The sequence below is a fragment of the Rhodopseudomonas sp. P1 genome (assembly GCF_039642825.1).
GTDB lineage: Bacteria > Pseudomonadota > Alphaproteobacteria > Rhizobiales > Xanthobacteraceae > Rhodopseudomonas > Rhodopseudomonas palustris_H.
The window spans coordinates 3,901,360-3,925,990 of record NZ_CP088006.1 but is presented as its reverse complement, the minus strand read 5'-3'; the positions used below and the strand labels follow the sequence as shown (position 1 = coordinate 3,925,990).

Below are 24,631 nucleotides of genomic sequence, written 5' to 3'. Positions count from 1 at the left end.
CGCCCTGCCGCGACGGCGCCATCCCTGCCGTTTTGCGCCGCGCGCTGCTTGCGTTAAAAGCCTCGCAGGCGTGAGAACAGCTGTCTCGAATCGGACGCCCCAGGACCATGAAGCTTCGCGACCTCTTCAGCGCTGAGGCCGACATCGCCGCGCCGGCGGCCGACCTCGCCATCGGCGGGCTCGCCGTCGACAGCCGCGCTGTGAAGCCGGGCGACCTGTTTTTCGCGCTCGCCGGGGCCAAGACCGACGGGGCGCGGTTCGTCGCGGCGGCGGTCGCCGCCGGCGCGGTGGCGGTGGCCGGCGAACATCGGCCGGAGGGCGACCTCGCGGTGCCGTTCGTGCAACTGTCCAATCCGCGCCTGGCGCTGGCGCAGGCCGCGGCGCGGTTCTACCCGCACCAGCCGGAGGTGATCGCGGCGGTCACCGGCACCAGCGGCAAGACCTCGGTCGCGGCGTTCACCCGGCAGATCTGGCAGCGGCTTGGCCATGCCTCTGCCAGCATCGGCACCATCGGTCTCGTCACCCCAACGCGCAGCGTGTACGGCTCGCTGACGACGCCCGACCCGATCGCGTTGCATCGCTCGCTCGACGAGATCGCGCGCGAAGGCATCACCCATCTGGCGCTGGAAGCGTCGTCGCACGGGCTCGATCAGTTCCGACTTGACGGCGTTCGCGTCGCGGCGGGCGGCTTCACCAACCTGTCGCGCGACCACATGGATTATCACCCCACCGTCGCCCACTATCTCAACGCCAAGCTGCGGCTGTTCCGCAATCTGGTGCAGGATGGCGGCGCCGCGGTGATCTCCGCCGATCACGATTGTTCGGCCGAAGTGATCGAAGCAGCGCGAGCGCGCGGCCTGCGGCTGATCACCATCGGCCGCAATGGCGATCCCGGAGCCGGCATCAAGCTGATCGATGCCGCGGTCGAAGGCTTCGCGCAGACCCTCAACGTCGAACATGAGGGGCGGCGCTACACCATCAAGCTGCCACTGGTCGGCGAATTCCAGATCGAGAACGCGCTGGTCGCGGCGGGGCTGGTGATCGGCACCGGCGGCGATGCGGCGGCGAGCTTCGCCGCGCTCGAACATCTCGAAGGCGCGCCGGGCCGGCTCGATCTGGTCGGCGCCCACAACGGCGCGCCGGTGTTCGTCGACTACGCGCACAAACCTGACGCACTCGCCAAGACGCTGCAGGCGCTGCGCCCCTATGCAAAACGCAAGCTGGTGGTGGTGTTCGGCGCCGGCGGCGATCGCGACTCCGGCAAGCGGCCGCTGATGGGCGCGATCGCGGCCGAGAACGCCGATGTCGTGATCGTCACCGACGACAATCCGCGTAGCGAAGATCCGGCGACCATCCGCGCCGCCATCCTCGCGGCCGCGCCCGGCGCACGCGAGGTCGGCGACCGCGCCGAGGCGATCCGCACCGCGATCAGCGAATTGCAGCCGGGCGATGCGCTGCTGATCGCCGGCAAGGGCCATGAAACCGGGCAGATCGTGGGCGACCGCGTGCTGCATTTCAGCGACCACGACGCCGCGAAAGCGGCGCTATCAGCGAGCGCCGCATGAGCAAACAACCGCTTTGGACCTCCGACGCGATGGCGGAGGCGATGGCCGCGACGCGCAGCGGCACGCTGCCGCGCGACGTGTTCGGGATTTCGATCGACAGCCGCACGCTGGCGCCGGGCGACGCTTACTTCGCCATCAAGGGCGATGTTCATGACGGCCATGATTTCGTTGCCGCGGCGCTGAACGCCGGCGCGGCGCTGGCGGTGGTGGAGAAGGCGCAGCGCGACAAGTTCGCGGCCGACGCGCCGCTTCTCGTCGTTGAAGATGTACTTGAAGGTCTGCGCCGGCTCGGCGTCGCGGCGCGCTCGCGGCTGTCCGCCAAAGTCATCGCGGTGACCGGCTCGGTCGGCAAGACCTCGACCAAGGAAGGCCTGCGCGGCGTGCTCGGCGCCCAGGGAGCGACCCACGCCTCGGTGGCGTCGTTCAACAATCACTGGGGTGTGCCGCTGTCGCTGGCGCGCTGCCCGGCGGACACGCGGTTTGCGGTGTTCGAGATCGGCATGAACCACGCCGGCGAGATCGAGCCGCTGGTGAAGATGGTGCGGCCGCACATCGCGATCATCACCACGGTCGAAGCCGTGCATCTCGAATTCTTCTCCGGCATCGAGGGCATCGCCGACGCCAAGTCGGAGATCTTCACCGGGCTCGAGCCGGGCGGCATCGCGGTCTTGAATCGCGATACGCCGATGTTCGACCGGCTGTGCAGCAACGCGCTCCGCGCCGATGTCGGCCACATCGTCACCTTCGGCGCCGATCCGGCCGCCGACGCGCGGCTGCTCGACGTCGCACTGCATGCCGACTGTTCGGCCGTGCATGCCAGCATTCTCGGCCACGACGTCACCTACAAGCTCGGCATGCCGGGCCGGCACATGGCCCTGAATTCGCTGGCGGTGCTGGCTGCCGTGGAGCTGGCCGGCGCCGACCTCGCGCTCGCCGCGCTGGCGCTGTCGCAGGTTGCGCCCGCCGCCGGCCGCGGCGTCCGCAAGCCGCTGCCGGTCGGCTCCGGCGAGGCGACGCTGATCGACGAGAGCTACAACGCCAATCCCGCCTCGATGGCCGCAGCGCTCGGTGTGCTCGGCCGCGCCGAGGTCAGCGGGCAGGGGCGTCGGATCGCCGTGCTGGGCGACATGCTCGAACTCGGCCCGCGCGGCCCGGAGCTGCACCGCGGCCTCGAAGAGGCGGTGCGGGCCAATGGCATCGACCTGGTGTTCTGCTGCGGCCCGTTGATGCGCAATTTGTGGGACGCCCTTTCCTCCGGCAAACGAGGGGGCTATGCAGGCGACGCGGCCGCGCTCGAATCCCAAGTCGTCGCCGCAATCCGAGCCGGCGACGTCGTGATGGTGAAGGGGTCGCTCGGTTCGCGCATGAAAACCATTGTCACCGCGCTCGCGAAGCGCTTCCCCGGCACGACCGCACGCGACGACGCTGCGGTGTAAGGCGGCTTGAATGCTCTATTGGCTGATCGACCTCTCCAGCTCGTTTCCGGCGTTCAACGTCTTCCGCTACATCACTTTCCGCACCGGCGGCGCGATGGTGACCGGGGCGCTGTTCGTGTTCATGTTCGGCCCGTGGATCATCGACAATCTGCGGCTGCGCCAGGGCAAGGGTCAGCCGATCCGCACCGACGGCCCGCAATCGCACCTGATGACCAAGAAGGGCACGCCGACGATGGGCGGCCTGATGATCCTGTCGGGACTGACGGTCGGCACCGTGCTTTGGGCCAACCCGCTCAATCCCTATGTCTGGATCGTGCTGGCGGTGACGCTCGGCTTCGGCTTCGTCGGCTTCTACGATGACTACATGAAGGTCACCAAGCAGACCCACGCCGGCATCTCCGGCCGCACCCGTCTGCTGATCGAATTCACCATCGCGGGCGCGGCGTGTTTCGCGCTGGTGTGGCTCGGCCGCGCGCCGCTGTCGAGCTCGCTGGTGATTCCGTTCTTCAAGGAAGTGATGCTCAACCTCGGCTGGGCGTTCATCGTGTTTGGCGCCTTCGTGGTGGTCGGCGCCGGCAACGCGGTGAACCTGACCGACGGCCTCGACGGCCTCGCGATCGTGCCGGTGATGATCGCCGCGGCGAGCTTCGGGCTGATTTCGTATCTGGCCGGCAACGCGGTGTTCGCCGAATATCTGCAGATCAACTACGTCGCCGGCACCGGCGAACTCGCGGTACTGTGCGGAGCGCTGCTCGGCGCCGGCCTCGGCTTTCTGTGGTTCAACGCGCCGCCGGCCTCGATCTTCATGGGCGACACCGGCTCGCTGGCGCTCGGCGGCATGCTCGGCTCGATCGCGGTCGCGGTGAAGCACGAGATCGTGCTGGCGGTGATCGGCGGCCTGTTCGTGCTCGAAGCGGTGTCGGTGATCGTGCAGGTCGCTTCGTTCAAGCTCACCGGCAAGCGCGTGTTCAAGATGGCGCCGATCCACCACCACTTTGAACAGAAGGGCTGGACCGAGCCGCAGATCGTGATCCGGTTCTGGATCATCGCCGTGATGCTGGCGCTCGCCGGCCTGTCGACGCTGAAGCTGCGGTGAGGGAAATGATGCGCACCCCTCGACGAGTCGTCCCCGCGAAGGCGGGGACCCATAACCCCTGTGGTTGGGATGGACGTATTCGGCTCCATACTCTGACCGAGAGCGTAGCGAGTATGGATCCCCGCCTTCGCGGGGATGACGGCTGTGCAGTTGGTAAGGCGCGCGCGCCGATCTGGAGTCCGGCATGATCCCCGTCACCTCTTTCGCCGGCCAGTCGGTCGCGGTGTTTGGGCTCGGCGGGTCGGGGCTGGCGAGCTGCCACGCGCTGAAGGCTGGCGGCGCCGAAGTGATCGCGTGCGACGACAATCTCGACCGCATGGTCGAGGCGGCGCAGGCCGGCTTCATTACCGCGGATCTGCGCAATCTGCCTTGGACGAATTTTGCCGCACTGGTGCTGACGCCCGGCGTGCCGCTGACCCACCCGGCGCCGCATTGGACGGTGCTGAAGGCGCAGGAGGCGGGCGTCGAAGTGATCGGCGACGTCGAACTGTTCTGCCGCGAGCGCAAGGCGCATGCGCCGCGCGCTCCCTTCGTCGCGATCACCGGCACCAACGGCAAGTCGACCACCACGGCGCTGATCGCGCATCTGCTGCGCGAGGCCGGCTGGGACACCCAGCTCGGCGGCAACATCGGCACCGCGATCCTGTCGCTCGAACCGCCGAAGGACGGCCGCGTCCACGTGATCGAGATGTCATCGTATCAGATCGACCTGACGCCGTCGCTCGATCCGACCGTCGGCATCCTGCTCAACGTCACCGAAGATCACATCGACCGCCACGGCACCATCGAGCACTACGCTGCGGTGAAGGAGCGGCTGGTCGCGGGCGTGCAGGACGGCGGCACGTCGATCATCGGCGTCGACGATGAGTTTGGCCGCGCCGCGGCGGACCGGATCGAACGCGCCGGCAAGCGCGTGGTGCGGATGTCGGTGCAGGGGCCGGTGACCTCCGGCATCACCGCCGATCTTCAAACCATTCGCCGCATCGACGGCGGCAATTCTACCGAAGTCGCCAAGCTCGGCGGTATCGGCTCGCTGCGCGGTCTGCACAATGCGCAAAACGCAGCGGCCGCAGCGGCCGCGGTTCTGGCGCTCGGCATCTCGCCCGATGTGCTGCAGCAGGGCCTGCGCAGCTTCCCCGGCCTCGCACACCGGATGGAGCAGGTCGGCCGCCAAGTCAGCGAGAAGGGGACGACGTTGTTCGTCAACGACTCCAAGGCCACCAATGCGGATGCGGCCGCGAAGGCGTTGTCGTCGTTCGGTGAGATCTTCTGGATCGCCGGCGGCAAGCCGAAGACCGGCGGCATCGAGAGCCTGGCAGAGTATTTCCCACTTATCCGCAAGGCCTATCTGATCGGCCAGGCCGCGCAGGAATTCGCCGCCACCCTGGAAGGCCGGGTGCCGTACGAGATCAGCGAAACGCTGGAAGTCGCGGTGCCCGCCGCCGCGCGCGATGCCGCGGCGTCGGGATTGGCCGAGCCGGTGGTGCTGCTGTCGCCGGCCTGCGCCTCGTTCGACCAGTTCCGCAATTTCGAACTCCGCGGCACCCGGTTCCGTGAGCTGGTGACGGCGTTGGAGGGTGTTGCGGCGGTGTGAGGCCGGCACTGCGCCGCCAAACACACGCCCGTCATCGCCCGCGCAGGCGGGCGACCCAGTATTCCAGGGCGTTTCGATTTCCAGCGATAGGCTCTGGGATACTGACTGGATCCCCGCCTTCGCGGGGATGACGGATTGCTGAGCGGCAAGCCTCCCGTTCACATCCTCGATTCCGCGCCATCGCATTAACCCCCTGGCAACCACGTGGGCGCACCAATGGGCGACCTCTTTGCCCAGGATCGCCGATGATCTCCCGTGACCAACGCACCCCGTTCAGCGAATGGTGGTGGACCGTCGACCGCGTGCTGCTGGTGGCGCTGATCGCGCTGATGCTGGCGGGCGTGATCCTGTCGCTGGCGGCGTCGCCGCCGGTCGCGACGAGGATCGGGCTCGATCCGTTCCACTTCTTCAACCGCCACGTCCTGTTCCTGGCGCCGTCGCTGATCGTGCTGATCGGGGTGTCGTTCCTGTCGCCGCGACAGATCCGACGTTCGGCGCTGATCGTGTTCGTGCTGGCGATCGGGCTGATCGTGGCGACGTTGCTGTTCGGGCCGGAAGTGAAGGGCGCGCGGCGCTGGATCACGCTGGTCGGCATCAACATCCAGGCCTCCGAAATCGCCAAGCCGTCGTTCGTGATCCTCGCCGCCTGGCTGTTCTCCGAAGCGGCGCGGCGGCCGGAGATGCCGGCCACCTCGATGGCCATGATGCTGCTGCTGTCGCTGGTGTCGCTGCTGGTGATGGAGCCCGACTTCGGCCAGACCATGCTGGTGCTGATGGTGTGGGGCGCGCTGTTCTTCATCGCCGGCATGCGGATCGTCTGGGTATTCGGCCTCGCCGGCGCCGCCGCGGGCGGACTGTTCACCGCCTATCTGTTCGTTCCGCACGTCGCCGGCCGCATCAAGCGGTTCATGAACCCGGCCTCAGGCGACACCTTCCAGGTCGATATGGCGAGCGAAGCGTTCAGCAACGGCGGCTGGCTCGGCCTTGGCCCCGGCGAAGGCATCGCCAAGCGCAGTCTGCCGGACAGCCACACCGACTTCGTCTATGCGGTCGCGGCCGAAGAGTTCGGCATTGTGCTGTGTCTGGCGCTGCTCGCCCTGTTCGCCTTCATCGTGCTGCGCACGCTGTCGCGCGCCTATCGCAGCGAGGATCTGTTCTCGCGCTTCGCCGCCTCGGGGCTGGCGATCCTGTTCGGCGTGCAGGCGGCGATCAACATGGCGGTGAATCTGCAACTGATCCCCGCCAAGGGTATGACGCTGCCGTTCATCTCATATGGCGGCTCGTCGATGGTGTCGCTGGCCTACGGCGTCGGCATGATGCTGGCGCTGACGCGGCAGCGGCCCAAGACCGAAGTCAATGCGATCGAGGCGGCGGGAAGCTACGCGTGAGGCCATGACCGACGCTCCCCTGATCCTGCTCGCCGCCGGCGGCACCGGCGGCCACCTGTTTCCGGCCGAAGCGCTCGGCGTGGTGCTGATTCAGCGCGGCTACCGCGTCCGCCTGGTCACCGATCATCGCGCCACCCGCTACAGCGGGCTGTTCACCGCCGAGATGACCGACGTGGTGCCGAGCGAGACGGTGCGCGGCCGGACGCCGTGGGCGCTGGCGAAGACCGCGCTGAAGCTCGGCTCCGGCGCGCTGCTCGCCTTCAATCTGATCGGGCGGCTGAAGCCGGCTGCGGTGGTCGGGTTCGGCGGCTATCCGACGCTGCCGCCGCTGCTCGCCGCGACCTGGCGCCGAGTGCCGACGCTGATCCACGAGCAGAACGCGGTGATGGGCCGCGCCAATCGCTTCCTGGCGCCGCGGGTCGATGCCATCGCCACCGGTTTTCCCGGCCACGAAACCGCTTGGCCGGCGCTCGCCGCGAAGATCACCAATACCGGTAATCCGATCCGTCCGGCGGTCGCCGACGCCGCGACTGTCGCTTACGACCCGCCGGTCGCCGGCGGTCCGCTGCGGGTGCTGGTGTTCGGCGGCAGCCAGGGCGCGCGGGTGATGGCCGACATCGTGCCGCCGGCGCTGGAAAAGCTCGATCCGGCGCTGCTGCGCCGGCTGGTGCTGACCCAGCAGGTCCGCGACGAGGACATGGGCCGCGTCCGTGCGGTGTACGAACGACTGCAGCTGAATTGCGAGCTGGCGCCGTTTTTCACCGATCTGCCGCAGCGGCTGGCGTCGAGCCAGCTCGTGGTGTCGCGCTCCGGTGCGGGGACGGTGGCTGAACTCGCGGCGATCGGCCGGCCCGGCATCCTGGTGCCGCTGCCGGGCGCGCTCGACCAGGACCAGTTCGCCAATGCCGGCGTACTGACCGCGGCGGGAGGTGCGCTGCGCGTCGTTCAACCGGATTTTACCCCGGACCGGCTCGCAGCCGAGATCACCGCGCTGGCCGCCGATCCGGCCAAATTGGCCCAAATGGCCGCCGCAGCGCGCCAAATTGGCCGTCTGGACGCCGCCGAACGCCTCGCCGACGTCGTCGGACGGGTCGCGAAGGTCTAAGGCCGGACGGACGAAAACCACGCAACGGCGCATTTGCCGGACTTGTCCCGGCCATCCCCGTCTTGCATGAAGTGACCCTGAATCGGAAATGCCCGTGACCATCCGGGCACGACCAGCAACGATAGAGACCCTCCCCATGAGATTGCCGCGCCATATCGGACCCATCCACTTCGTCGGGATCGGCGGTATCGGCATGAGCGGCATCGCCGAGGTGCTGTGCAATCTCGGCTACACCGTGCAAGGCTCCGACGCTTCCGAAAGCGCCAACGTCAACCGGCTGCGCGAGAAGGGCATCCAGATCCACGTCGGCCACCAAGCCGACAACATCAAGGGCACCGATGTTCTGGTGGTGTCGACCGCGATCAAGCGCGACAACCCCGAACTGCTCGCGGCGCGCGCGCAGCGGATTCCGGTGGTGCGCCGCGCCGAGATGCTGGCCGAACTGATGCGTCTGAAAAGCTGCGTCGCGATCGCCGGCACCCACGGCAAGACTACCACCACCTCGATGGTGGCGGCGTTGCTCGACGCCGGCGATCTCGATCCGACCGTGATCAACGGCGGCATCATCAACGCCTACGGCACCAATGCGCGGCTCGGCGGTGGCGACTGGATGGTGGTCGAAGCCGACGAGAGCGACGGCACCTTCCTCAAGCTCCCTGCGGATGTCGCGATCGTCACCAACGTCGATCCCGAGCATCTCGATCACTTCAAGACCTTCGACGCGGTGCAGGACGCCTTCCGCAACTTCGTCGAGAACGTGCCGTTCTACGGCTTTGCGGTGATGTGCATCGATCATCCGGTGGTGCAGACGCTGGTCGGCAAGATCGAAGACCGCCGCATCATCACGTACGGAGAGAACCCGCAGGCCGATGCGCGGCTGCTCGATCTCGCAGCCAGCGGCGGCGGCTCGACCTTCAAGGTCGCGTTCCGCGATCGCAAGGCCGGCACCGCGCACGAGATCGCCGATCTCAAGCTGCCGATGCCGGGTCGTCATAACGCGCTCAACGCCACCGCGGCGATCGCCGTCGCGCACGAGCTCGGCCTGTCCGACGACACCATCCGCAAGGCGCTCGCGGCGTTCGGCGGCGTGCGCCGTCGTTTCACCAAGACCGGCGAGTGGAACGGCGTCACCATCATCGACGATTACGGTCATCATCCGGTCGAGATCGCCGCGGTGCTGAAGGCGGCGCGGCAGTCGACCTCGGGCAAGGTCATTGCCGTGGTGCAGCCGCATCGGTTCAGCCGGCTGCAGTCGCTGTTCGAAGAGTTCTGCACCTGCTTCAACGATGCCGATGCGGTGATTGTCGCTGACGTCTATCCGGCCGGCGAGGCGCCGATCGAAGGTGTTGACCGCGATCACTTCGTGCTCGGCCTGCGCGCCCATGGCCACCGCGACGTCGTCGCGCTGCAGGATTCCGCGTCGCTCGCCGGCGTCGTCGCCGGCCTCGCCCACAGCGGCGACTACGTCGTCTGCTTAGGGGCCGGCAACATCACCCAATGGGCCTACGCACTGCCCGGCGAATTGAAGGCGCTGGGCTGATGGAGCAGCGGACCGCTGCCGCAAGGGTTCTCGTCCCGTCATGGCCGGGCGCTTCTCGGCCATCCACGTGTTTGGCCGTAAACGTATGAGTTTTCCCGATCTCACGCCCGAGCTGAAAGCCGCGATGCCGGAGCTGCGCGGGCGGTTGCTCGGCAACGAGCCGCTGGCGCCGCTCACCTGGTTTCGTGTCGGCGGGCCGGCGCAGGTGCTGTTCACGCCGGCCGACGAGGATGATCTCGGCTACTTCCTGTCGCAGCTGCCGGCCGAGATTCCGGTGATGTGCCTCGGGCTCGGCTCCAACCTGATCGTGCGCGACGGCGGGCTGCCGGGCGTCGCGATCCGGCTGTCACCGCGCGGCTTCGGCGAGCATCGCGTCGAGGGCGAGGTGGTTCATGCCGGTGCCGCCGCGCTCGACAAGCGCGTGGCCGAAACCGCTGCTGCGGCGCAGCTCGGCGGGCTGGAATTCTACTACGGCATTCCCGGCTCGATCGGCGGGGCGCTGCGGATGAACGCAGGCGCCAACGGCCGCGAGACCAAGGACGTGCTGATCGACGCCACCGCGTATGATCGCAGCGGCACGCGCAAACTGTTCGACAACGCCGCGATGCAGTTCTCGTATCGCCACAGCGGTGCTGATCCTGCGCTGATCTTCACCTCGGCGCGGCTGCGCGGCACGCCGGCGACGCCGGATCACATCCGAGCCAAGATGAACGAGGTGCAGGCGCATCGCGAGCTGGCGCAGCCGATCCGCGAGAAGACCGGCGGCTCGACCTTCAAGAATCCGCCCGGCCAGAGCGCGTGGCGCCTGATCGATGCCGCGGGCTGCCGCGGCCTCAGAATCGGCGGCGCGCAGGTGTCGGAGATGCACTGCAATTTCCTGATCAACACCGGCGAGGCCACCGCAGCCGATATCGAGACGCTGGGCGAGACCGTGCGCTCTCGCGTCAAGGCGCAGTCCGGCGTCGAGCTGCAGTGGGAAATCAAGCGGATCGGCGTCGCGCCCGAGCAGAGCTGAGCCGCCAACCGCACGCAATCAACTCAGCAAGCCCGCAAGGCGATACGCGCGCCATGCCTCATGGCTTTTGAGGGTGTGGAATCGGCACCGCGTTGGGAGGTAGTTGGGGCGTATCCGGCAGCGACAGCACGTGCTCGAGCGGAATCGAGGACACCTGGAACACGCCGCTGAACGGATCCTCCTGCAGCGCGATCAGCCCGAGTGCGACGATCGCGCCGGTGGCGAACACCGACAGGGCCGCCGACATGGGCCGCGGCTTGTCGAGATGCACCAGCGCGATTGCCGCCTGAGTGATGACGCCGAGGAGCAGAACTGAAATCCATTTGAGGTCACTGGTCCGGTCGATCGACAGGCTGATCCGGGTATTGCGTGCGGTGCCGGCGCGCACGGCGGAGCTGAGCAACGCCACGTGCACCGCCGCGCCGGAGTCCCGGGTGATCGCCGGCGAACTGATTTCAGTCAGCATCTGATCATAGGCGAGGTTGGTCCGCGGCGAGGCGAGGCCGTTTACGGTCGGCCATTCGTCCTTGAGTACCGTCGCCACATAGTTCTTCAGCGCGACGCGGATGGCTTGCATGTCCGACACCGAGGCGACGCTGAGTGTATAGACATTCTGCAGTTCGCCGGCCTCGGTCTGCACCGCGCGCGACGCCTGGCGATTGCGTTCGGCGACATCGTAGCCGAGGAAGCCGGTCAGCAATCCGAACAGCACCGCCACCGATGAGAAGAACGGCGCTACCACGCCCTGCAATCGCGCGATCGGCCCGCGCAGCGGCGAGACGAACACCACCACGATCAGTATGGCGGCCACGCCATAGTACAGCAGCGCCAGCGTCGCGAAGGTTCCAAACGGCGGAAGGTCGAGCCAATCTCGGATCATCTGTGTCTCTTTGTTTCTCCGCAACGGCGCGAAACGGCACCGACGCAGGACCGCCGGAATCACGCTGCAACACCCTGCAAACGCGTCCGACTTTGGCGGTTTTCGCCGCCATCGTCCACGGCCGGCGCGCGAGGGGTTTGGCTGCCCTGCACGTATGCTGGTCTAGTGCCACGGTTCCGCCAGACCGCTGCGGCCATGTGCTCAGCGACGGCTGAGGAGACATCCTGCCTTGTATTCGCAATTTGCGCCGCGCCTGCGACAGCTTCGCTGGTACGAGATCGTGCTGATCGCTACGGTCGCGGCGGCGCTGTGCATCTATCTGCCGATCGTGGTGAAGCGCTCGGCGGTGCAGGGCTTCGGCGACGTGCAGGTGTTCTTCCGCGCCGCCTGGGCGGTGTGGACCGGCTATCCGCTGTATGAAGTCGCCGATCATCACGGTTGGACCTATCACTACCCACCGACCTTCGCGCTGTTGATGGGACCGTTCGCCCATCCGCTCGACGGCTTCCCCAAACCGGAGTGGGCGTTGCCGCTGCCGCTGTCGGTCGCGACCTGGTACGTCTTCAGTGCCCTTGCGATGCTGGCCGCCGTCGATCTGTGGGCGCGGGGGCTCGAACGTGCGCTGCCGCCGTCACTCGATCAGGCCGATTGGAGCGCGTGGTGGCTGCTGCGGCTCGGGCCGGTGGCGGCGCTGCTGCCGTTCTTCGGCGACGGGCTCGGCCGCGGCCAGCCGAGCGCCGTGGTGCTGCTGACCATGGTGGCATTCCTGGTGCTGTACTTGCGGGGCCGCATTTACCTTGCGGCCTCTGCGCTGGCGCTCGGCTTCACCATCAAGCTGTTTCCGCTGGCGCTGCTGATCTTTCCGGTGTTGCGCCGCGATTTCCGCACCGTGCTCGCCACCCTGGGCTTCAGCGCGGTGTTTCTGTTCGTGGTGCCGACGCTGTGTCTCGGCCCGTCCGAAGTGGTGAAGCTGTATGGCGCGATGTGGACCGAGCATCTCAGCGGCATCTTCACCGGCGTGCCCAATCCGAAGATCGCCGACGAGATCACCTTCACGTCCTACGATATGCTCAGCATCGGCGCGATGCTGGCGCGGATCGCCGCCGGCGGTCTGCCCGAGACCGACACCCTGCCGCGCTTCGCCACCATCGGCCAGCTCGTGTTCGATGCGGTGGTGATCGGCGCGCTGCTGTGGCTCGGCCATGACCGGTTCTGGCGCCTGAAAGGCCCGCAGCCGCCGCTCGGTCCGTCGCTGCTGATCGGCGGCGCGCTGCTCAGTGCGGCGCTGCCGGTGATGCTGTCGGTGTCGCAGCCCAACTACGTGGCGTTCGCGGCGCCGCTGGTCGCGCTGGTGCAGTTCGAAGTCTGGCGGCGGCGAGGGCGGGTGTGTGTGGTGCCGGCGTTGATCGCCTGGTCGGGCGTGATGTGGCTCGGCATGATCGCGACCGAAGGCGGGGTGTGGCAGCCGCTGCGGGTGGTCGGTTTGACCACGCCGGCGTTGGTCGTGCTGTTGCTGTGGGGCTTCGCCTCCCTGCGGCGCGCAGCCGCGCCGCCGTAACGCCGCTTCTCCGAATCGGCCAAATCGGCAAAATGACGCCGCGCGCCGGGTCCGCGGGACGCAGCAGCTTTTCTTCGACTTAAACAGGGACCGCGCGGCGGATCGACCGATGCGACACACCATTCTGTTCGGCGGCACCAGCAAAGAGCGCTTGGTGTCGGTCGCCTCGGCGCAGGCGCTGCACAGCGCGCAGCCGGACGCCGATCTGTGGTTCTGGAACGACGACGACCGCGTCCATGCCGTTTCGGCACAAGCGTTGCTGGCGCACGCCCGGCCGTTCGAAGAGGCTTTCGTGCCGGACGGCGAGAACGTCGGCCCGCTCGAAACCGCGCTCGATCGCGCCGCGGCCGAGCAGCGGCTGCTGGTGCTGGGCCTGCACGGCGGCGCCGCCGAGAACGGCGAGTTGCAGGCGATGTGCGAACTGCGGCGGGTGCCGTTCACCGGCTCGGGCTCGGCAGCTTCGCACCTGGCTTTCGACAAGGTCGCCGCCAAGCATTTCGCGGCGATCGCCGGTGTCCGTACCGTGAGCGGGATCGCGCTCGCCGATGCCGAGGCAGCGCTCGAAACCTACGGCCGGCTGATCGCCAAGCCGGCCTGCGACGGCTCGAGCTATGGACTGTTCTTCGTCAACGCCAAGCAGGACCTGGTCGCGGTGCGCCATGCCGCCAAGACCGAGGATTATCTGATCGAGCCGTTCGTCGCCGGCGTCGAGGCGACCTGCGGCGTGCTCGAAGCCGAAGACGGCTCGCTGCGCGCGCTGCCGCCGATCGAGATCGTGCCGGCCGACGGCGGCTTCGACTACACCGCGAAGTATCTCGCCAAATCGACCCAGGAGATCTGCCCCGGCCGGTTCGCCCCCGAGATCGCAGCCGCCATCATGGACTACGCCGTGCGGGCGCACCGGGTGATGTCGTGCCGCGGCTACTCGCGCTCCGACTTCATCGTCGGCAAGGATGGCCCCATTTTCCTGGAGACCAACACGCTGCCCGGCCTCACCAAAGCCTCGCTCTATCCCAAGGCGTTGAACGCGCTGGGAATCCCCTTCGTCGACTTCCTTAACGGGCAGATCGCGCTGGCCGAGCGCGCCGTGCGGAGCTGACCGGACGCCCTCCGGGTTCCATCTGGAGGCCTTGGCGGAAAGTCGCGTTTTCGCCGCAAATCCTTCTCCGGACGCAACAAATTCGGGTCTGCGCAGGCCTGCTTTACGATTTGTTTACCAGGAGGGCCGAAGGTTAACGCTGGCGGCGCATCCTGGCGCTCGGCTGTCGTGGCGTAAGCCGGGCGGAGCTCTTTATCCGTTTCGGTTTGCATTTCTGGCAGACGGTCCGGCCCGCAGGGCGGGTCCGGAACCACCGAGACGTCACCTGCGCCATTGCCCGGAGTAGGCGCGGGCGCAACGTGTAACGAGCTTTTGCAATGGACGGTGGAGGGCGCCTCGCCCGGTCGTCAAGACTGTCGAGGCTTCAGTCTGACCTGAAGGCGGTCGCCCACGCGGTGGCTGCGCTGCTGCGCGAACGCCGTTCGCGCAAGAAGCAGGCGCGGCCGCAGCGTTTGGTGCGTCCCGAGCCGTCGCGCGGTGTGATCGCCGTGCTGGAGCGCTGGCTGCCGCGCCGCGTCGGCGTCGCCTTCACCGCGCTAATCCTGCTCAGCAGCGCCGGCATGGGCATCGTCAAGGGCGGTCATGTCGACGAGTTCGTTCAGGCGCTGGACGACACCCGCAACGGCGCCGCCAATCTCGCCGGCTTCCGCATCAAGCAAGTCGCGATCGCCGGCCGCAAGCAGCTCACTCAGGACGAGGTCCTGGCGATCGGCGGCATCACCGGGCGGTCGTCGCTGTTGTTTCTTGATGCCGCCGCGGTGCGCGACAAGCTGAAGGCGAATCCGTGGATCGCCGACGCCACCGTGCTGAAGTTTTATCCGGGCGAATTGCAGATCGACATCGTCGAGCGCACCGCTTTCGCGCGCTGGCAGCTCGACGGCCATATGTCGGTGATTGCCGATGATGGCGCTGTGCTCGAGCCATATGTGGCGCGCCGCTTCCTGTCGCTGCCGCTGGTGGTCGGGAAGGGCGCCGGCGAACGAGCCAAGGATTTCATCGCGCTGTTGCAGCGCTATCCGCAGGTGTGGTCGCAGACCCGCGCCGTCGCCCTGGTCGGCGAACGGCGCTGGAACGTCTGGCTCACCAGCGGTCTCGTCATTCGCATGCCCGAGCACGATGTCGGCAACGCGCTGACGATGCTCAGCCAGCTCGATCAGGACGACAAGCTGTTCTCGCGCGACATCACCGCCATCGATATGCGGCTGCCGGACCGGCTGACGGTGCGGCTGTCGGACGCCGCCTTCAAGGCCCGGGAAGAGTTGTTGAGCAGCAAGGACAAGAAGTCCAAAAAGAAGGCTGGTGACGCGTGACCGTCTTCGATCGTACCCAGACGCCGAAGACCCGGCCGATTGCGCCGCATCGCACCGTGATGGTGGCGTCGCTCGATATCGGCACCAGCAAGATCGCCTGCATGATCGCGCGGCTGAAGCCGTGCCCGCCGCAAGAGGCGCTGCGCGGCCGCACCCATTCGATCGAACTCGTCGGCTACAGCCAGATCCAGTCGCGCGGCGTCAAGGCGGGCGCGGTGGTCGATATGGCGGAATGCGAGAAGGCGATCCGCCACGCCGTGGCGCTCGCCGAACGCATGGCCAAGGTGCGGGTGGAATCGGTGCTGCTGTCGGTCTCCGCCGGCCGGCTGCAGGGCCAATTGATCGAAGCGACCTCCGACATCAAGGGCGGTGCCGTCACCGCCGAGGACATCAGCCGCGTCACCTCGACCGGCATGCATCACGCCACCGGCATCGGCCGCGCTGTGCTGCACGCGCTGCCGGTCGGCTACACGCTCGACGGCGTCAAGGGCATCCGCGATCCGCGCGGCATGGTGGCGCGCCAGTTCGGCGTCGACATGAACGTCGTCACCACCGACGCCACCGTCGCCAAGAACCTGATGCTCGCGGTCGAGCGCTGCCACCTCAACGTCGAAGCAATGGCGGCGAGCCCGTATGTCGCCGGGCTGTCGATGCTGACCGACGACGAGGTCGATCTCGGCGCCGCGCTGATCGAAATGGGGGCTGGTACCACGACGCTCGCGATCTATTCCGGCGGCCGCTTCGTCCACGCATCCGGATTTGCGGTCGGCGGGCATCACATCACGATGGATCTCGCCCGTGGACTCGGCGCGTGCATTGCGGATGCCGAGCGAATCAAGACGTTATATGGCACGGTGCTAACTGGCGGTTCCGATGCGCGCGAGTTGATGTCGATCCCGGCCGCCGGGGACGAGCGGGATAGCCCGCAAGTGATCTCCCGCGCCACGATCGCGAACATCATCCGGCATCGGGCCGAGGAGATTTTTGAGATGGTCAGGGACCGGCTGGCGGAGTCGCCATTTGCGGCAGAGCCCCGGGCGCGTGTGGTGCTGAGCGGCGGTGCGTCGCAGCTCACCGGCGTGCCCGAGCTCGCCACGCGGATTCTCGGCCGCTCGGTTCGGGTCGGCCGTCCGCTCGGCGTCGGCCGTCTGCCGAACGAAGCCAAGAGCGGCTCGTTCGCGGTGCCGACCGGCCTTCTGGTCTATCCGCAGTTCGCTCATCTCGAGCACATCGAACCTCGCCACACCCGCCACATCCGGGCCGACGCCCATGCCGGTTACTTCGGCAAAGTCGGCCGCTGGCTGCGCGAGGGCTTCTGATGACTCTTTTCCGCCCCCTTCCGCTTTCACAGATTGCCCAGGCCATTTGCCGGGGACTTCACGAACCAACGCGCGCGTAATCGAGAGGCAACCATGACCATCAATCTCAATGTCCCGGATATTCGCGAGCTGCGGCCCCGGATCACCGTGTTCGGCGTCGGTGGCGCCGGCGGCAACGCGGTCAACAACATGATCACGGCCGGACTGGATGGCGTGGACTTTGTGGTCGCCAACACCGACGCGCAGGCGTTGACGATGTCGAAGGCCCAGCGGCTGATCCAGATGGGCACCCAGGTCACCCAGGGTCTCGGCGCCGGCTCGCAGCCGGACGTCGGCTCGGCCGCCGCGCAGGAAGTCATCGACGAAATCCGCGACCACCTCTCGGGCGCGAACATGGTTTTCGTCACCGCCGGCATGGGCGGCGGCACCGGCACCGGCGCCGCGCCGGTGATCGCCAAGGCCGCGCGCGAGATGGGTATACTGACCGTCGGTGTGGTGACCAAGCCGTTCCACTTCGAAGGCGCGCGCCGGATGCGCACCGCCGAGACCGGCATCACCGAGCTGCATAAAGTCGTCGACACCCTGCTGATCATCCCGAACCAGAACCTGTTCCGGGTGGCCAACGAGAAGACCACCTTCGCCGACGCGTTCGCGATGGCCGACCAGGTGCTGTATTCGGGCGTCGCCTGCATCACCGACCTGATGGTCAAGGAAGGCCTGATCAACCTCGACTTCGCCGACGTCCGCGCCGTGATGCGCGAGATGGGCAAGGCGATGATGGGCACCGGCGAGGCCACCGGCGAGAAGCGCGCGCTGACCGCCGCCGAAGCGGCGATCGCCAATCCGCTGATCGACGATTCCTCGATGAAGGGCGCCCGCGGCCTCCTGATCTCGATCACCGGCGGCAAGGACCTGACGCTGTTCGAAGTCGACGAAGCCGCCACCCGCATCCGCGAGGAAGTCGATCAGGACGCCAACATCATCGTCGGCGCCACCTTCGACGAGAGCCTCGACGGCATCATCCGCGTGTCGGTGGTCGCCACCGGCATCGAGCAGGCGCAGCTGTCGCGCAATGCCGGCACCCCGGCCGCGGCCGCCGCCGTGAGTGCGGTGGGAAACGATAGCCGCTTGGCTGAGCTGACAGCCAAGCTGCGGGCCGACAATCAGCGGATTGCCGAAGCTGCTGCGATGCGCGCCGCCCAGGCCGCCGCTGCTCCGGCCGCCGCTGTCGTCGACTCGTCTCCGCGCCAGGCCGCCAATGTCGAGCGCGCCGCGCTCGCCGCGATCGCGGCCGCCGTCGGCAACGAGCCGATGCCGCAGGAAGCCCCGGTGCAGCCGGCGTCCTATGGCGACGTCACCGTCCGCCCGATCCCGCAGAAGCCGTCGCTGTTCCCGGATCCGGAACAGTCGCGCGCCGTGTCCGAAGAGCCGCTTGCGCCGGAAGCCTTCGTGCCGCCGGCCGCCGACCGCGCCGCGATGCGCCCGCCGCGGATGCCGCGCTTCGACGAACTGCCGGTGCCGGCCCAGAACGAAATCCGCCAGGCCCGCGGCGACGGCGAAGAGGATCATCCGCAGAAGAATCGGCTGTCGCTGCTGCAGCGCCTCGCCAACGGCCTCGGCCGCCGCGATGACGAGCCGGCCGAAGCGCCGCAGGTCGCCCGCAACGGCGGTCCGCAGATGCCGCCGCTGCCGGAGCGCCGGCCGCAGCGCAGCGTCGCCGATCAGATGGGGAAGGAGCCGGTGTCCGAGTACGCCAAGCGTCCGGCGCCGCAGGGGCTCGACATGCACGGCCGCCCGGCGCCTGTGGCCCCCGCGCCACAGGGCGACGACCATCTGGATATCCCCGCCTTTCTCCGGCGGCAGGCGACCTGAAACAATGTCTGAAATCTGACCAAGTTCAGGGCCTCGGCGATCCGCCGGGGCCCTTTTTTGTGGCAAGCCGGTATTCTGGCCTTCAGAATCTAAGTCACTGAAAAATCGTGAGTTTACGACTTTAGGCGGAACTGAAACAAAATCGCGCCGATCACGATTGATGTCGAATTCGATCGGCAGGCGGCGGTAATGCGGCGGGTTTGGGGTAACAATCCGTAAAAAAGCGTGAGTTGGCGCGATTTGGGGCAGTGCTATGGTCAATACGGACTTGGGGACGCCTAGAGCGAGTCGCCCGGCCGACAGGACCGGAACGATCTCCGCACTGCGTCAGTGGGACACTTTACTTATGAAGTTCAGCCGGCAAACCACGCTGCGTTCGCAAGCCACGGTGACGGGCGTAGGTGTTCATTCGGGCCGTCCTGTGACTCTGACGTTGGGACCCGCAGATATCGATGCGGGTTTTCTTTTTGTCCGGACCGGACTTGATGGCGCCGATCGCGAGATCAAGGCGACGTCCAAGTCGGTGGTCGCCACCGAGCTGGCCACCGTTCTCGGCGACAGCGACGGTCCGCTGGTCTCCACCGCCGAACACATTCTCTCCGCGCTGCGCGGCATGGGCATCGACAACGCCACGATCGAAGTCGACGGTCCCGAAGTTCCGATCATGGACGGCAGCGCCGCCCCGTTCGTCGCTGCCATCGACCAGGCCGGCCTCCGCGAGCAGGCCGCTCCCCGCAAATACCTTCAGATCCTGAAGCCTGTCTCCGCCGCGATCGGCGAATCCTTCGGCGAATTCCGGCCCTACGCCGCCGGCTTCCGCGTCGAAGTCGAAATCGACTTTTCCAATCCGCAGATCGGCAAGCAGAAATATGCGCTCGCGGTCGAGCCGGAGATCTTCCGCCGCGAAGTCGCGCGCGCCCGCACCTTCGGCCGCATGAACGACGTCGCCCGGCTGTGGAAGATGGGTTACGCGCTCGGCGCCTCGTTCGAAAACTCGGTGGTGTTCGACGACGACCGTCTGCTCAATCCGGAAGGCCTGCGCTACTCCGACGAATGCGCGCGCCACAAGGCGCTGGATGCGATCGGCGACCTCGCGCTCGCCGGCCTGCCGATCCTCGGCGCCTATCGCTCGGTGCGCGGCGGCCACAAGCTCAACCACACCGTGCTGACCACTCTGTTGGCCGATCGCAGCGCCTGGCGCGTGATCGAAGCCGAGCCGGCGCGTCGTGCCGTGCGCGGCCACGCCGAAGCCGTCACCGGCCTGGTCGGCGGCATGGTGGCTCCGGCCTACGGTCCGGACGTGTCCTGACCGCAACAGCGAGTCAGGCGATTTTCCACATCTTGCGGCCTGTTAACCGATTGGGCCGGCCGCCTTATTCCCGGCGAATTAGCTGCGTACCCGGTTGGTGAAGTCACCTTTTTCGGCTAAACAGCCGGCGGTTGACTCCACGCTTTCCGGCGCAGGTCGATGGCTCAGGCCACAGCGGTCTGGTCGATTGCCGGGGCACCGTTCTCCATTTGTCGGGTTGGAATTGATGTCGGCACAGCGGATCGCGCTCGGACTGCGGAACGGAGAGACTTCTCGCAGGGGCGATCGCCTGCGGCGCGGGCTGCCGATGATCTTCAGCCTGCTGGCGCTGTCGCTTCCGCTCGGTGGCTGCGGCACCGGCGCGTTGTGGGACAAGTTCCTGGCCAAAGACGACAAGATGGTCGATGAGCCGGCGGACAAGCTCTACAACGAAGGCTTGTACCTGATGAATCAGGACAAGGACACCAAGGGCGCCGCCAAGAAGTTCGAAGAAGTCGACCGCCAGCACCCGTATTCGGATTGGGCGCGTAAGTCGCTGCTGATGTCCGCCTACGCTTACTATCAGGCCGGCGACTACGACAGCTGCATCGGCGCCGCCACCCGCTACGTCACGCTGCACCCCGGCAGCTCGGACGCTGCCTATGCGCAGTACCTGATCGCGGCGTCGAATTACGATCAAATCCCGGACATCTCGCGCGACCAGGGCCGCACCGAAAAGGCGATCGCCGCGCTCGAAGAGGTGATCCGCAAATATCCGACCTCCGAATATGCCAACAGCGCCAAGCAGAAGCTGGAAGGCGCCCGCGACCAGCTCGCCGGCAAGGAGATGGATATCGGCCGCTATTACATGAGCAAGCGCGACTACGCCGCGGCGATCAACCGGTTCAAGACCGTGGTGACGCGCTATCAGACTACCCGCCACGTCGAAGAGGCGCTGGCGCGTTTGACCGAGGCCTATATGGCGATCGGCATCGTCGGCGAAGCGCAGACCGCCGCCGCCGTGCTTGGCCACAACTTTCCTGACAGCCGCTGGTACAAAGACGCCTACAATCTTGTAAAGTCGGGGGGACTCGAACCCACCGAGAACAAGGGCTCCTGGATCAGCAAGTCCTTCAAAAAGCTCGGTCTCGGATAGGACCGTCTCCCATGCTTTCGCGCCTTTCGATCCGCGATATCGTGTTGATCGAGCGGCTCGACATCGAATTTTCCCGTGGCCTCGCGGTGCTCACCGGCGAGACCGGCGCCGGCAAGTCGATTCTGCTCGACGCCTTTGCGCTGGCGCTTGGCGGCCGCGGCGATGCCGCGCTGGTCCGCCACGGCGCCGAGCACGGCCAGGTCACCGCCAGCTTCGATGTCGCCAGGACCCATCCGGCGTTCGCGATCCTCAAGGCCAACGGCCTCGACGATCGTGAGGTCGACGAATCCGGCGAACTGATCCTGCGCCGGGTCCAGCTTGCCGACGGCCGCACCCGCGCCTTCATCAACGACCAGTCCGTCAGCGTGCAGACCCTGAAAGCCGTCGGCGCCACGCTGGTCGAAATCCACGGCCAGCATGACGAGCGGGCGCTGGTCGACGCCGCCACCCATCGCCGGCTGCTCGATGCCTTCGCCGGGCTCGAGAAGGACGTTGCCGCGCTGGAGACGCTGTGGGAGGGCCGGCGCACCGCGCGGGCCGCGCTCGACGCCCACCGCGCCGGCATGGCGCGTGCCGCCCGCGAGGCCGACTATCTGCGCCATGCCGCCGATGAGCTGAAGCAGCTCGCGCCGCAGGATGGCGAGGAGACCACGCTGGCCGAGCGCCGCGCCACCATGATGCAGGGCGAGAAGATCGCCGCCGACCTGCGCGAGGCGCAGGAGGCAGTCGGCGGGCCGCATTCGCCGGTCGCCTCGCTGGCTGCTGCGGTACGCCGGCTGGAGCGCCGCGCCGGTTCTGCGCCTCAACTGGTCGAGCCGGCCGTGAAAGCGATCGACGCCGCCATCAACGCGCTGGAAGAGGCCGATCAGCACCTCAACGCCGCGCTGGCGGCGGCCGATTTCGATCCGTTGGAACTGGAGCGGATCGAGGAGCGGCTGTTCGCGCTGCGCGCCGCCGCCCGTAAGTATTCGACCCCGGTGGATTCGCTCGCCGCGCTCGCCGCTCAATACGTCGCCGACGTCGCGCTGATCGATGCCGGCGCCGATCGGCTGGTGGTCCTGGAGAAGGACGCCGCCGAAGCCGACGCCCGCTACAGCGCTGCAGCCGCAAAGCTCTCGGCGGCCCGGACCAAAGCGGCGGAGAAGCTCAACAAGGCGGTGGGTGCCGAGCTGGCGCCGCTCAAGCTCGAACGCGCCAAGTTCATGACCCAGGTCGAGGCCGATGACGCCGCTCCGGGGCCGCAGGGCATCGACCGCGTCGAGTTCTGGGTGCAGACCAATCCGGGCACGCGGCCGGGCCCCCTGATGAAGGTGGCGTCGGGCGGCGAGCTGTCGCGCTTCCTGCTGGCGCTGAAGGTGGTGCTGTCCGACAAGGGCTCGGCGCCGACCCTGGTGTTCGACGAGATCGACACCGGCGTCGGCGGCGCGGTCGCCGATGCGATCGGTGCGCGGCTGGGGCGGCTCGCCTCCAAGGTCCAGGTGATGGCCGTCACCCACGCCCCACAGGTCGCCGCCCGTGCCGACCAGCATTTGCTGATCTCCAAGGCCGCCCTCGACAAGGGCAAACGCGTTGCCACCCGCGTCGCCGCGCTGGCCGAAGAGCACCGCCGCGAAGAAATCGCCCGCATGCTGGCAGGGGCCGAGATCACCGCGGAGGCAAGGGCCGCGGCGGATCGGCTGATCAAGGCGGCGGGGTAGGGCGCACGCTGCTGGGCTCCGAGAGCTGCGGCGGACATCGAGATTCCTGTATCTGCGAGGTGCTGGTGCATAGTCAGCACGACGGAGGCCGCTCGGTAGATTCCCGGCCGATCATCTCGCCGTAACCCGGTGCGGGCGCCTCTGTCGGTGTTGCTTGATCGAACAGTCGCCCGGGCATTGCCGTTGCGGTGATCGCCCGCATACAGGACCGATGCCCATGACGATTGCAGTGCCGCTTGCGGTTGCGGCCGGCGTCGATGCCGGCCAACGTTTCCTCGATGTCGCGCTGGCTCCGTCGGGCCAGACCTTCCGGATGCCTAATCTGGCCGATGGCATCGCCGAGATCATCGCCCGCCTCGAACGCTCCGGCGTCAGGCGGGTGGTTCTGGAGGCGATCGGTCCCTATGCCGAACCGCTGGTCAAAGCGCTTTCGGTCGCCGGCTTCGAAGTCGGCATCGTCAATCCGCGCCGGATCAAGGCGTTCCGCGAGGCCGAAGGCGGTCGCGCCAAGACCGACAGGCTGGACGCGCGACTGATTGCGCGCTTCGCTCTCACTATGCCCGAGACCCTGCGCCCCCTGCCGACCGACACCCAACTCGAGCTGAAGGCGTTGTCGCTCCGACGCCGCCAGCTCACCGAGATGATCGCGATGGAGAAGACCCGGATGAAGCAGGTCCGCGGCACGCTCCTGCTCGATAGTCATCGGGCCGCGATCGCCGCGTTGTCGGCGCAGTGCCAAGCCATCGAGGCCGAACTCGCCAGGCGCATCGGCGACGACGCCGAACTCCGCCGCGTCCTTCACATCCTCAAATCGATCCCCGGCATCGGCGAACGGGTGGCTACGCTCCTCATCACCGACCTACCCGAACTCGGCCAGCGCGATCGCAAGGCCATCGCCAGCCTCGCAGGGCTCGCGCCCCACGTCAGCCAATCCGGCGCAGCGCCGCCTCGCGCCGCCATCGCCGGCGGACGTCCTTGCGTTCGCGCCGCCCTCTACATGGCCGCCCTAGTCGCCGCCCGCCACCACCCCAAGCTCCGCGACGACTACAACGCCCTTCGCCTGCAAGGAAAACCCGGAAAGGTCGCGCTCATCGCAATCGCCCGAAAACTGCTCGTCACAGCCAACGCACTCGTCAAAGCCGACACGCCATATCAAGGTAAGACCCTTGACACATGAGACAGTCGCCGGGTTCGCGAGCTGTGCTCGCGCCCCGGAATGACTCGGGGAGACGTTTTCGCCGTCATTCCGGGGCGCGCGCAGCGCGAACCCGGAATCCTGAGATTCAGGGCACCCGGCCCCAGCCTAGCGTGCGATCGTCTCGAACAGATCGTCCCAGCCCGGATTGTCGCGCTCGATCAGCGCCACTTTCCACGCCCGTCGCCACTTCTTGATCTCCTTCTCCCTTGTGATGGCGGAGATCGGGTCGTCGTGGATTTCGAACCACACCAGCTTGGCGATGTTGTATTTCGACGTGAAACCCGGCACGGCTTTGGTGCGATGCTCATAAGCCCGGCGGACGAGGTCGTTGGTGACGCCGACATACAGCGCACCGTCTTTGCGGCTGGCGAGCAGATAGACATAATAGGCCACCGGCGCCTCGCGCGCGGCGAGATTCCGGGTTCGCTTGCTGTCGCAAGCGCCCGGAATGACTCGCGGTAAAGTTTCTAACCTCATCACCTCGGTCATTCCGGGGCGCGAGCGTGAGCTCGCGA

General features: G+C 67.3%; 19 protein-coding genes. 17 read left to right on the top strand and 2 right to left on the bottom strand.

Translation table 11 applies throughout. The features are described 5' to 3' along the window. Window positions 1–107 precede the first annotated feature (107 nt). The 8 genes from LRC39_RS18150 (at window position 108) to murB (ending at window position 10,739) form a co-directional block, all read left to right on the top strand. Window positions 108–1,565, top strand: coding sequence for a UDP-N-acetylmuramoyl-L-alanyl-D-glutamate--2,6-diaminopimelate ligase (locus LRC39_RS18150; RefSeq protein WP_263989117.1), 1,458 nt, complete (start codon window positions 108–110; stop codon window positions 1,563–1,565). After that, the gene (locus LRC39_RS18145) at window positions 1,562–3,001 is read left to right on the top strand and encodes a UDP-N-acetylmuramoylalanyl-D-glutamyl-2,6-diaminopimelate--D-alanyl-D-alanine ligase (protein ID WP_346295178.1); all 1,440 of its coding nucleotides are present in this window, start codon (window positions 1,562–1,564) and stop codon (window positions 2,999–3,001) included. The genes LRC39_RS18150 and LRC39_RS18145 overlap by 4 nt, the downstream gene beginning before the upstream one ends. A 10-nt stretch (window positions 3,002–3,011) precedes the next feature. Continuing rightward, window positions 3,012–4,097, top strand: coding sequence for a phospho-N-acetylmuramoyl-pentapeptide-transferase (gene mraY, locus LRC39_RS18140; protein ID WP_107345310.1), 1,086 nt, complete (start codon window positions 3,012–3,014; stop codon window positions 4,095–4,097). Between the two features lie 184 nt (window positions 4,098–4,281). Next, entirely contained in the window at window positions 4,282–5,691 is a 1,410-nt protein-coding gene (murD, locus tag LRC39_RS18135) for a UDP-N-acetylmuramoyl-L-alanine--D-glutamate ligase (protein WP_346295177.1), read from the top strand. Between the two features lie 245 nt (window positions 5,692–5,936). Next, window positions 5,937–7,079, top strand: a complete 1,143-nt coding sequence (ftsW, locus tag LRC39_RS18130; protein WP_107345308.1) for a putative lipid II flippase FtsW — start codon at window positions 5,937–5,939, stop codon at window positions 7,077–7,079. 4 nt (window positions 7,080–7,083) lie between these two features. After that, complete coding sequence (gene murG, locus LRC39_RS18125; RefSeq protein WP_264074097.1) at window positions 7,084–8,184, top strand: undecaprenyldiphospho-muramoylpentapeptide beta-N-acetylglucosaminyltransferase; 1,101 nt, start codon at window positions 7,084–7,086, stop codon at window positions 8,182–8,184. Window positions 8,185–8,320: 136 nt separating this feature from the next. Further along, window positions 8,321–9,724, top strand: coding sequence for a UDP-N-acetylmuramate--L-alanine ligase (gene murC / locus LRC39_RS18120; protein WP_346295176.1), 1,404 nt, complete (start codon window positions 8,321–8,323; stop codon window positions 9,722–9,724). An 85-nt stretch (window positions 9,725–9,809) separates the two neighbouring features. Further along, the gene (gene murB, locus LRC39_RS18115) at window positions 9,810–10,739 is read left to right on the top strand and encodes a UDP-N-acetylmuramate dehydrogenase (protein WP_346295175.1); all 930 of its coding nucleotides are present in this window, start codon (window positions 9,810–9,812) and stop codon (window positions 10,737–10,739) included. Window positions 10,740–10,797: 58 nt separating this feature from the next. Here murB and LRC39_RS18110 read toward each other — a convergent pair whose 3' ends face one another. Beyond that, window positions 10,798–11,619 carry a hypothetical protein gene (locus tag LRC39_RS18110; RefSeq protein WP_346295174.1) on the bottom strand — a complete coding sequence of 274 codons (822 nt, stop codon included), beginning with the start codon at window positions 11,617–11,619 and terminating at the stop codon, window positions 10,798–10,800. A 229-nt stretch (window positions 11,620–11,848) separates the two neighbouring features. On the opposite strand from LRC39_RS18110, the gene LRC39_RS18105 reads away from it, so the two are divergent. From LRC39_RS18105 to LRC39_RS18065, 9 genes are all read left to right on the top strand, one after another. Further along, window positions 11,849–13,177 carry a glycosyltransferase family 87 protein gene (locus tag LRC39_RS18105; protein WP_346295173.1) on the top strand — a complete coding sequence of 443 codons (1,329 nt, stop codon included), beginning with the start codon at window positions 11,849–11,851 and terminating at the stop codon, window positions 13,175–13,177. Window positions 13,178–13,286: 109 nt separating this feature from the next. Further along, window positions 13,287–14,276, top strand: coding sequence for a D-alanine--D-alanine ligase family protein (locus LRC39_RS18100; RefSeq protein ID WP_346295172.1), 990 nt, complete (start codon window positions 13,287–13,289; stop codon window positions 14,274–14,276). A 317-nt stretch (window positions 14,277–14,593) separates the two neighbouring features. Beyond that, a complete protein-coding gene (locus LRC39_RS18095; protein ID WP_346295171.1) occupies window positions 14,594–15,586 on the top strand; it encodes a cell division protein FtsQ/DivIB in 993 nt (330 codons plus the stop codon). Next, the gene (ftsA, locus tag LRC39_RS18090) at window positions 15,583–16,905 is read left to right on the top strand and encodes a cell division protein FtsA (protein ID WP_346295170.1); all 1,323 of its coding nucleotides are present in this window, start codon (window positions 15,583–15,585) and stop codon (window positions 16,903–16,905) included. Before LRC39_RS18095 ends, ftsA begins: the two co-directional genes overlap by 4 nt. A gap of 93 nt (window positions 16,906–16,998) precedes the next feature. Continuing rightward, window positions 16,999–18,777, top strand: coding sequence for a cell division protein FtsZ (gene ftsZ, locus LRC39_RS18085; RefSeq protein WP_107356334.1), 1,779 nt, complete (start codon window positions 16,999–17,001; stop codon window positions 18,775–18,777). A gap of 346 nt (window positions 18,778–19,123) precedes the next feature. Beyond that, window positions 19,124–20,086, top strand: coding sequence for a UDP-3-O-acyl-N-acetylglucosamine deacetylase (gene lpxC, locus LRC39_RS18080; RefSeq protein ID WP_107345299.1), 963 nt, complete (start codon window positions 19,124–19,126; stop codon window positions 20,084–20,086). A 226-nt stretch (window positions 20,087–20,312) separates the two neighbouring features. Further along, a complete protein-coding gene (locus tag LRC39_RS18075; RefSeq protein WP_164573044.1) occupies window positions 20,313–21,221 on the top strand; it encodes an outer membrane protein assembly factor BamD in 909 nt (302 codons plus the stop codon). An 11-nt stretch (window positions 21,222–21,232) separates the two neighbouring features. Continuing rightward, a complete protein-coding gene (gene recN / locus LRC39_RS18070; RefSeq protein WP_346295169.1) occupies window positions 21,233–22,918 on the top strand; it encodes a DNA repair protein RecN in 1,686 nt (561 codons plus the stop codon). A 217-nt stretch (window positions 22,919–23,135) separates the two neighbouring features. After that, window positions 23,136–24,095, top strand: coding sequence for an IS110 family transposase (locus tag LRC39_RS18065; RefSeq protein WP_346295168.1), 960 nt, complete (start codon window positions 23,136–23,138; stop codon window positions 24,093–24,095). Window positions 24,096–24,221: 126 nt separating this feature from the next. On the opposite strand, the gene LRC39_RS18060 is transcribed toward LRC39_RS18065, so the two are convergent. Continuing rightward, window positions 24,222–24,509 (bottom strand): GIY-YIG nuclease family protein, encoded by a 288-nt coding sequence (locus LRC39_RS18060; protein WP_107356332.1) that lies wholly within the window; start codon window positions 24,507–24,509, stop codon window positions 24,222–24,224. Between the last annotated feature and the right edge of the window lie 122 nt (window positions 24,510–24,631).

Bases quoted from the DNA above. Each gene is read 5' to 3' on its own strand.
- LRC39_RS18150 (WP_263989117.1), top strand. From the start codon at position 108: ATGAAGCTTCGCGACCTCTTCAGCGCTGAGGCCGACATCGCCGCGCCG.
- LRC39_RS18145 (WP_346295178.1), top strand. From the start codon at position 1,562: ATGAGCAAACAACCGCTTTGGACCTCCGACGCGATGGCGGAGGCGATG.
- mraY (WP_107345310.1), top strand. From the start codon at position 3,012: ATGCTCTATTGGCTGATCGACCTCTCCAGCTCGTTTCCGGCGTTCAAC.
- murD (WP_346295177.1), top strand. From the start codon at position 4,282: ATGATCCCCGTCACCTCTTTCGCCGGCCAGTCGGTCGCGGTGTTTGGG.
- ftsW (WP_107345308.1), top strand. From the start codon at position 5,937: ATGATCTCCCGTGACCAACGCACCCCGTTCAGCGAATGGTGGTGGACC.
- murG (WP_264074097.1), top strand. From the start codon at position 7,084: ATGACCGACGCTCCCCTGATCCTGCTCGCCGCCGGCGGCACCGGCGGC.
- murC (WP_346295176.1), top strand. From the start codon at position 8,321: ATGAGATTGCCGCGCCATATCGGACCCATCCACTTCGTCGGGATCGGC.
- murB (WP_346295175.1), top strand. From the start codon at position 9,810: ATGAGTTTTCCCGATCTCACGCCCGAGCTGAAAGCCGCGATGCCGGAG.
- LRC39_RS18110 (WP_346295174.1), bottom strand. From the start codon at position 11,619: ATGATCCGAGATTGGCTCGACCTTCCGCCGTTTGGAACCTTCGCGACG.
- LRC39_RS18100 (WP_346295172.1), top strand. From the start codon at position 13,287: ATGCGACACACCATTCTGTTCGGCGGCACCAGCAAAGAGCGCTTGGTG.
- LRC39_RS18095 (WP_346295171.1), top strand. From the start codon at position 14,594: ATGGACGGTGGAGGGCGCCTCGCCCGGTCGTCAAGACTGTCGAGGCTT.
- ftsZ (WP_107356334.1), top strand. From the start codon at position 16,999: ATGACCATCAATCTCAATGTCCCGGATATTCGCGAGCTGCGGCCCCGG.
- lpxC (WP_107345299.1), top strand. From the start codon at position 19,124: ATGAAGTTCAGCCGGCAAACCACGCTGCGTTCGCAAGCCACGGTGACG.
- LRC39_RS18075 (WP_164573044.1), top strand. From the start codon at position 20,313: ATGTCGGCACAGCGGATCGCGCTCGGACTGCGGAACGGAGAGACTTCT.
- recN (WP_346295169.1), top strand. From the start codon at position 21,233: ATGCTTTCGCGCCTTTCGATCCGCGATATCGTGTTGATCGAGCGGCTC.
- LRC39_RS18065 (WP_346295168.1), top strand. From the start codon at position 23,136: ATGACGATTGCAGTGCCGCTTGCGGTTGCGGCCGGCGTCGATGCCGGC.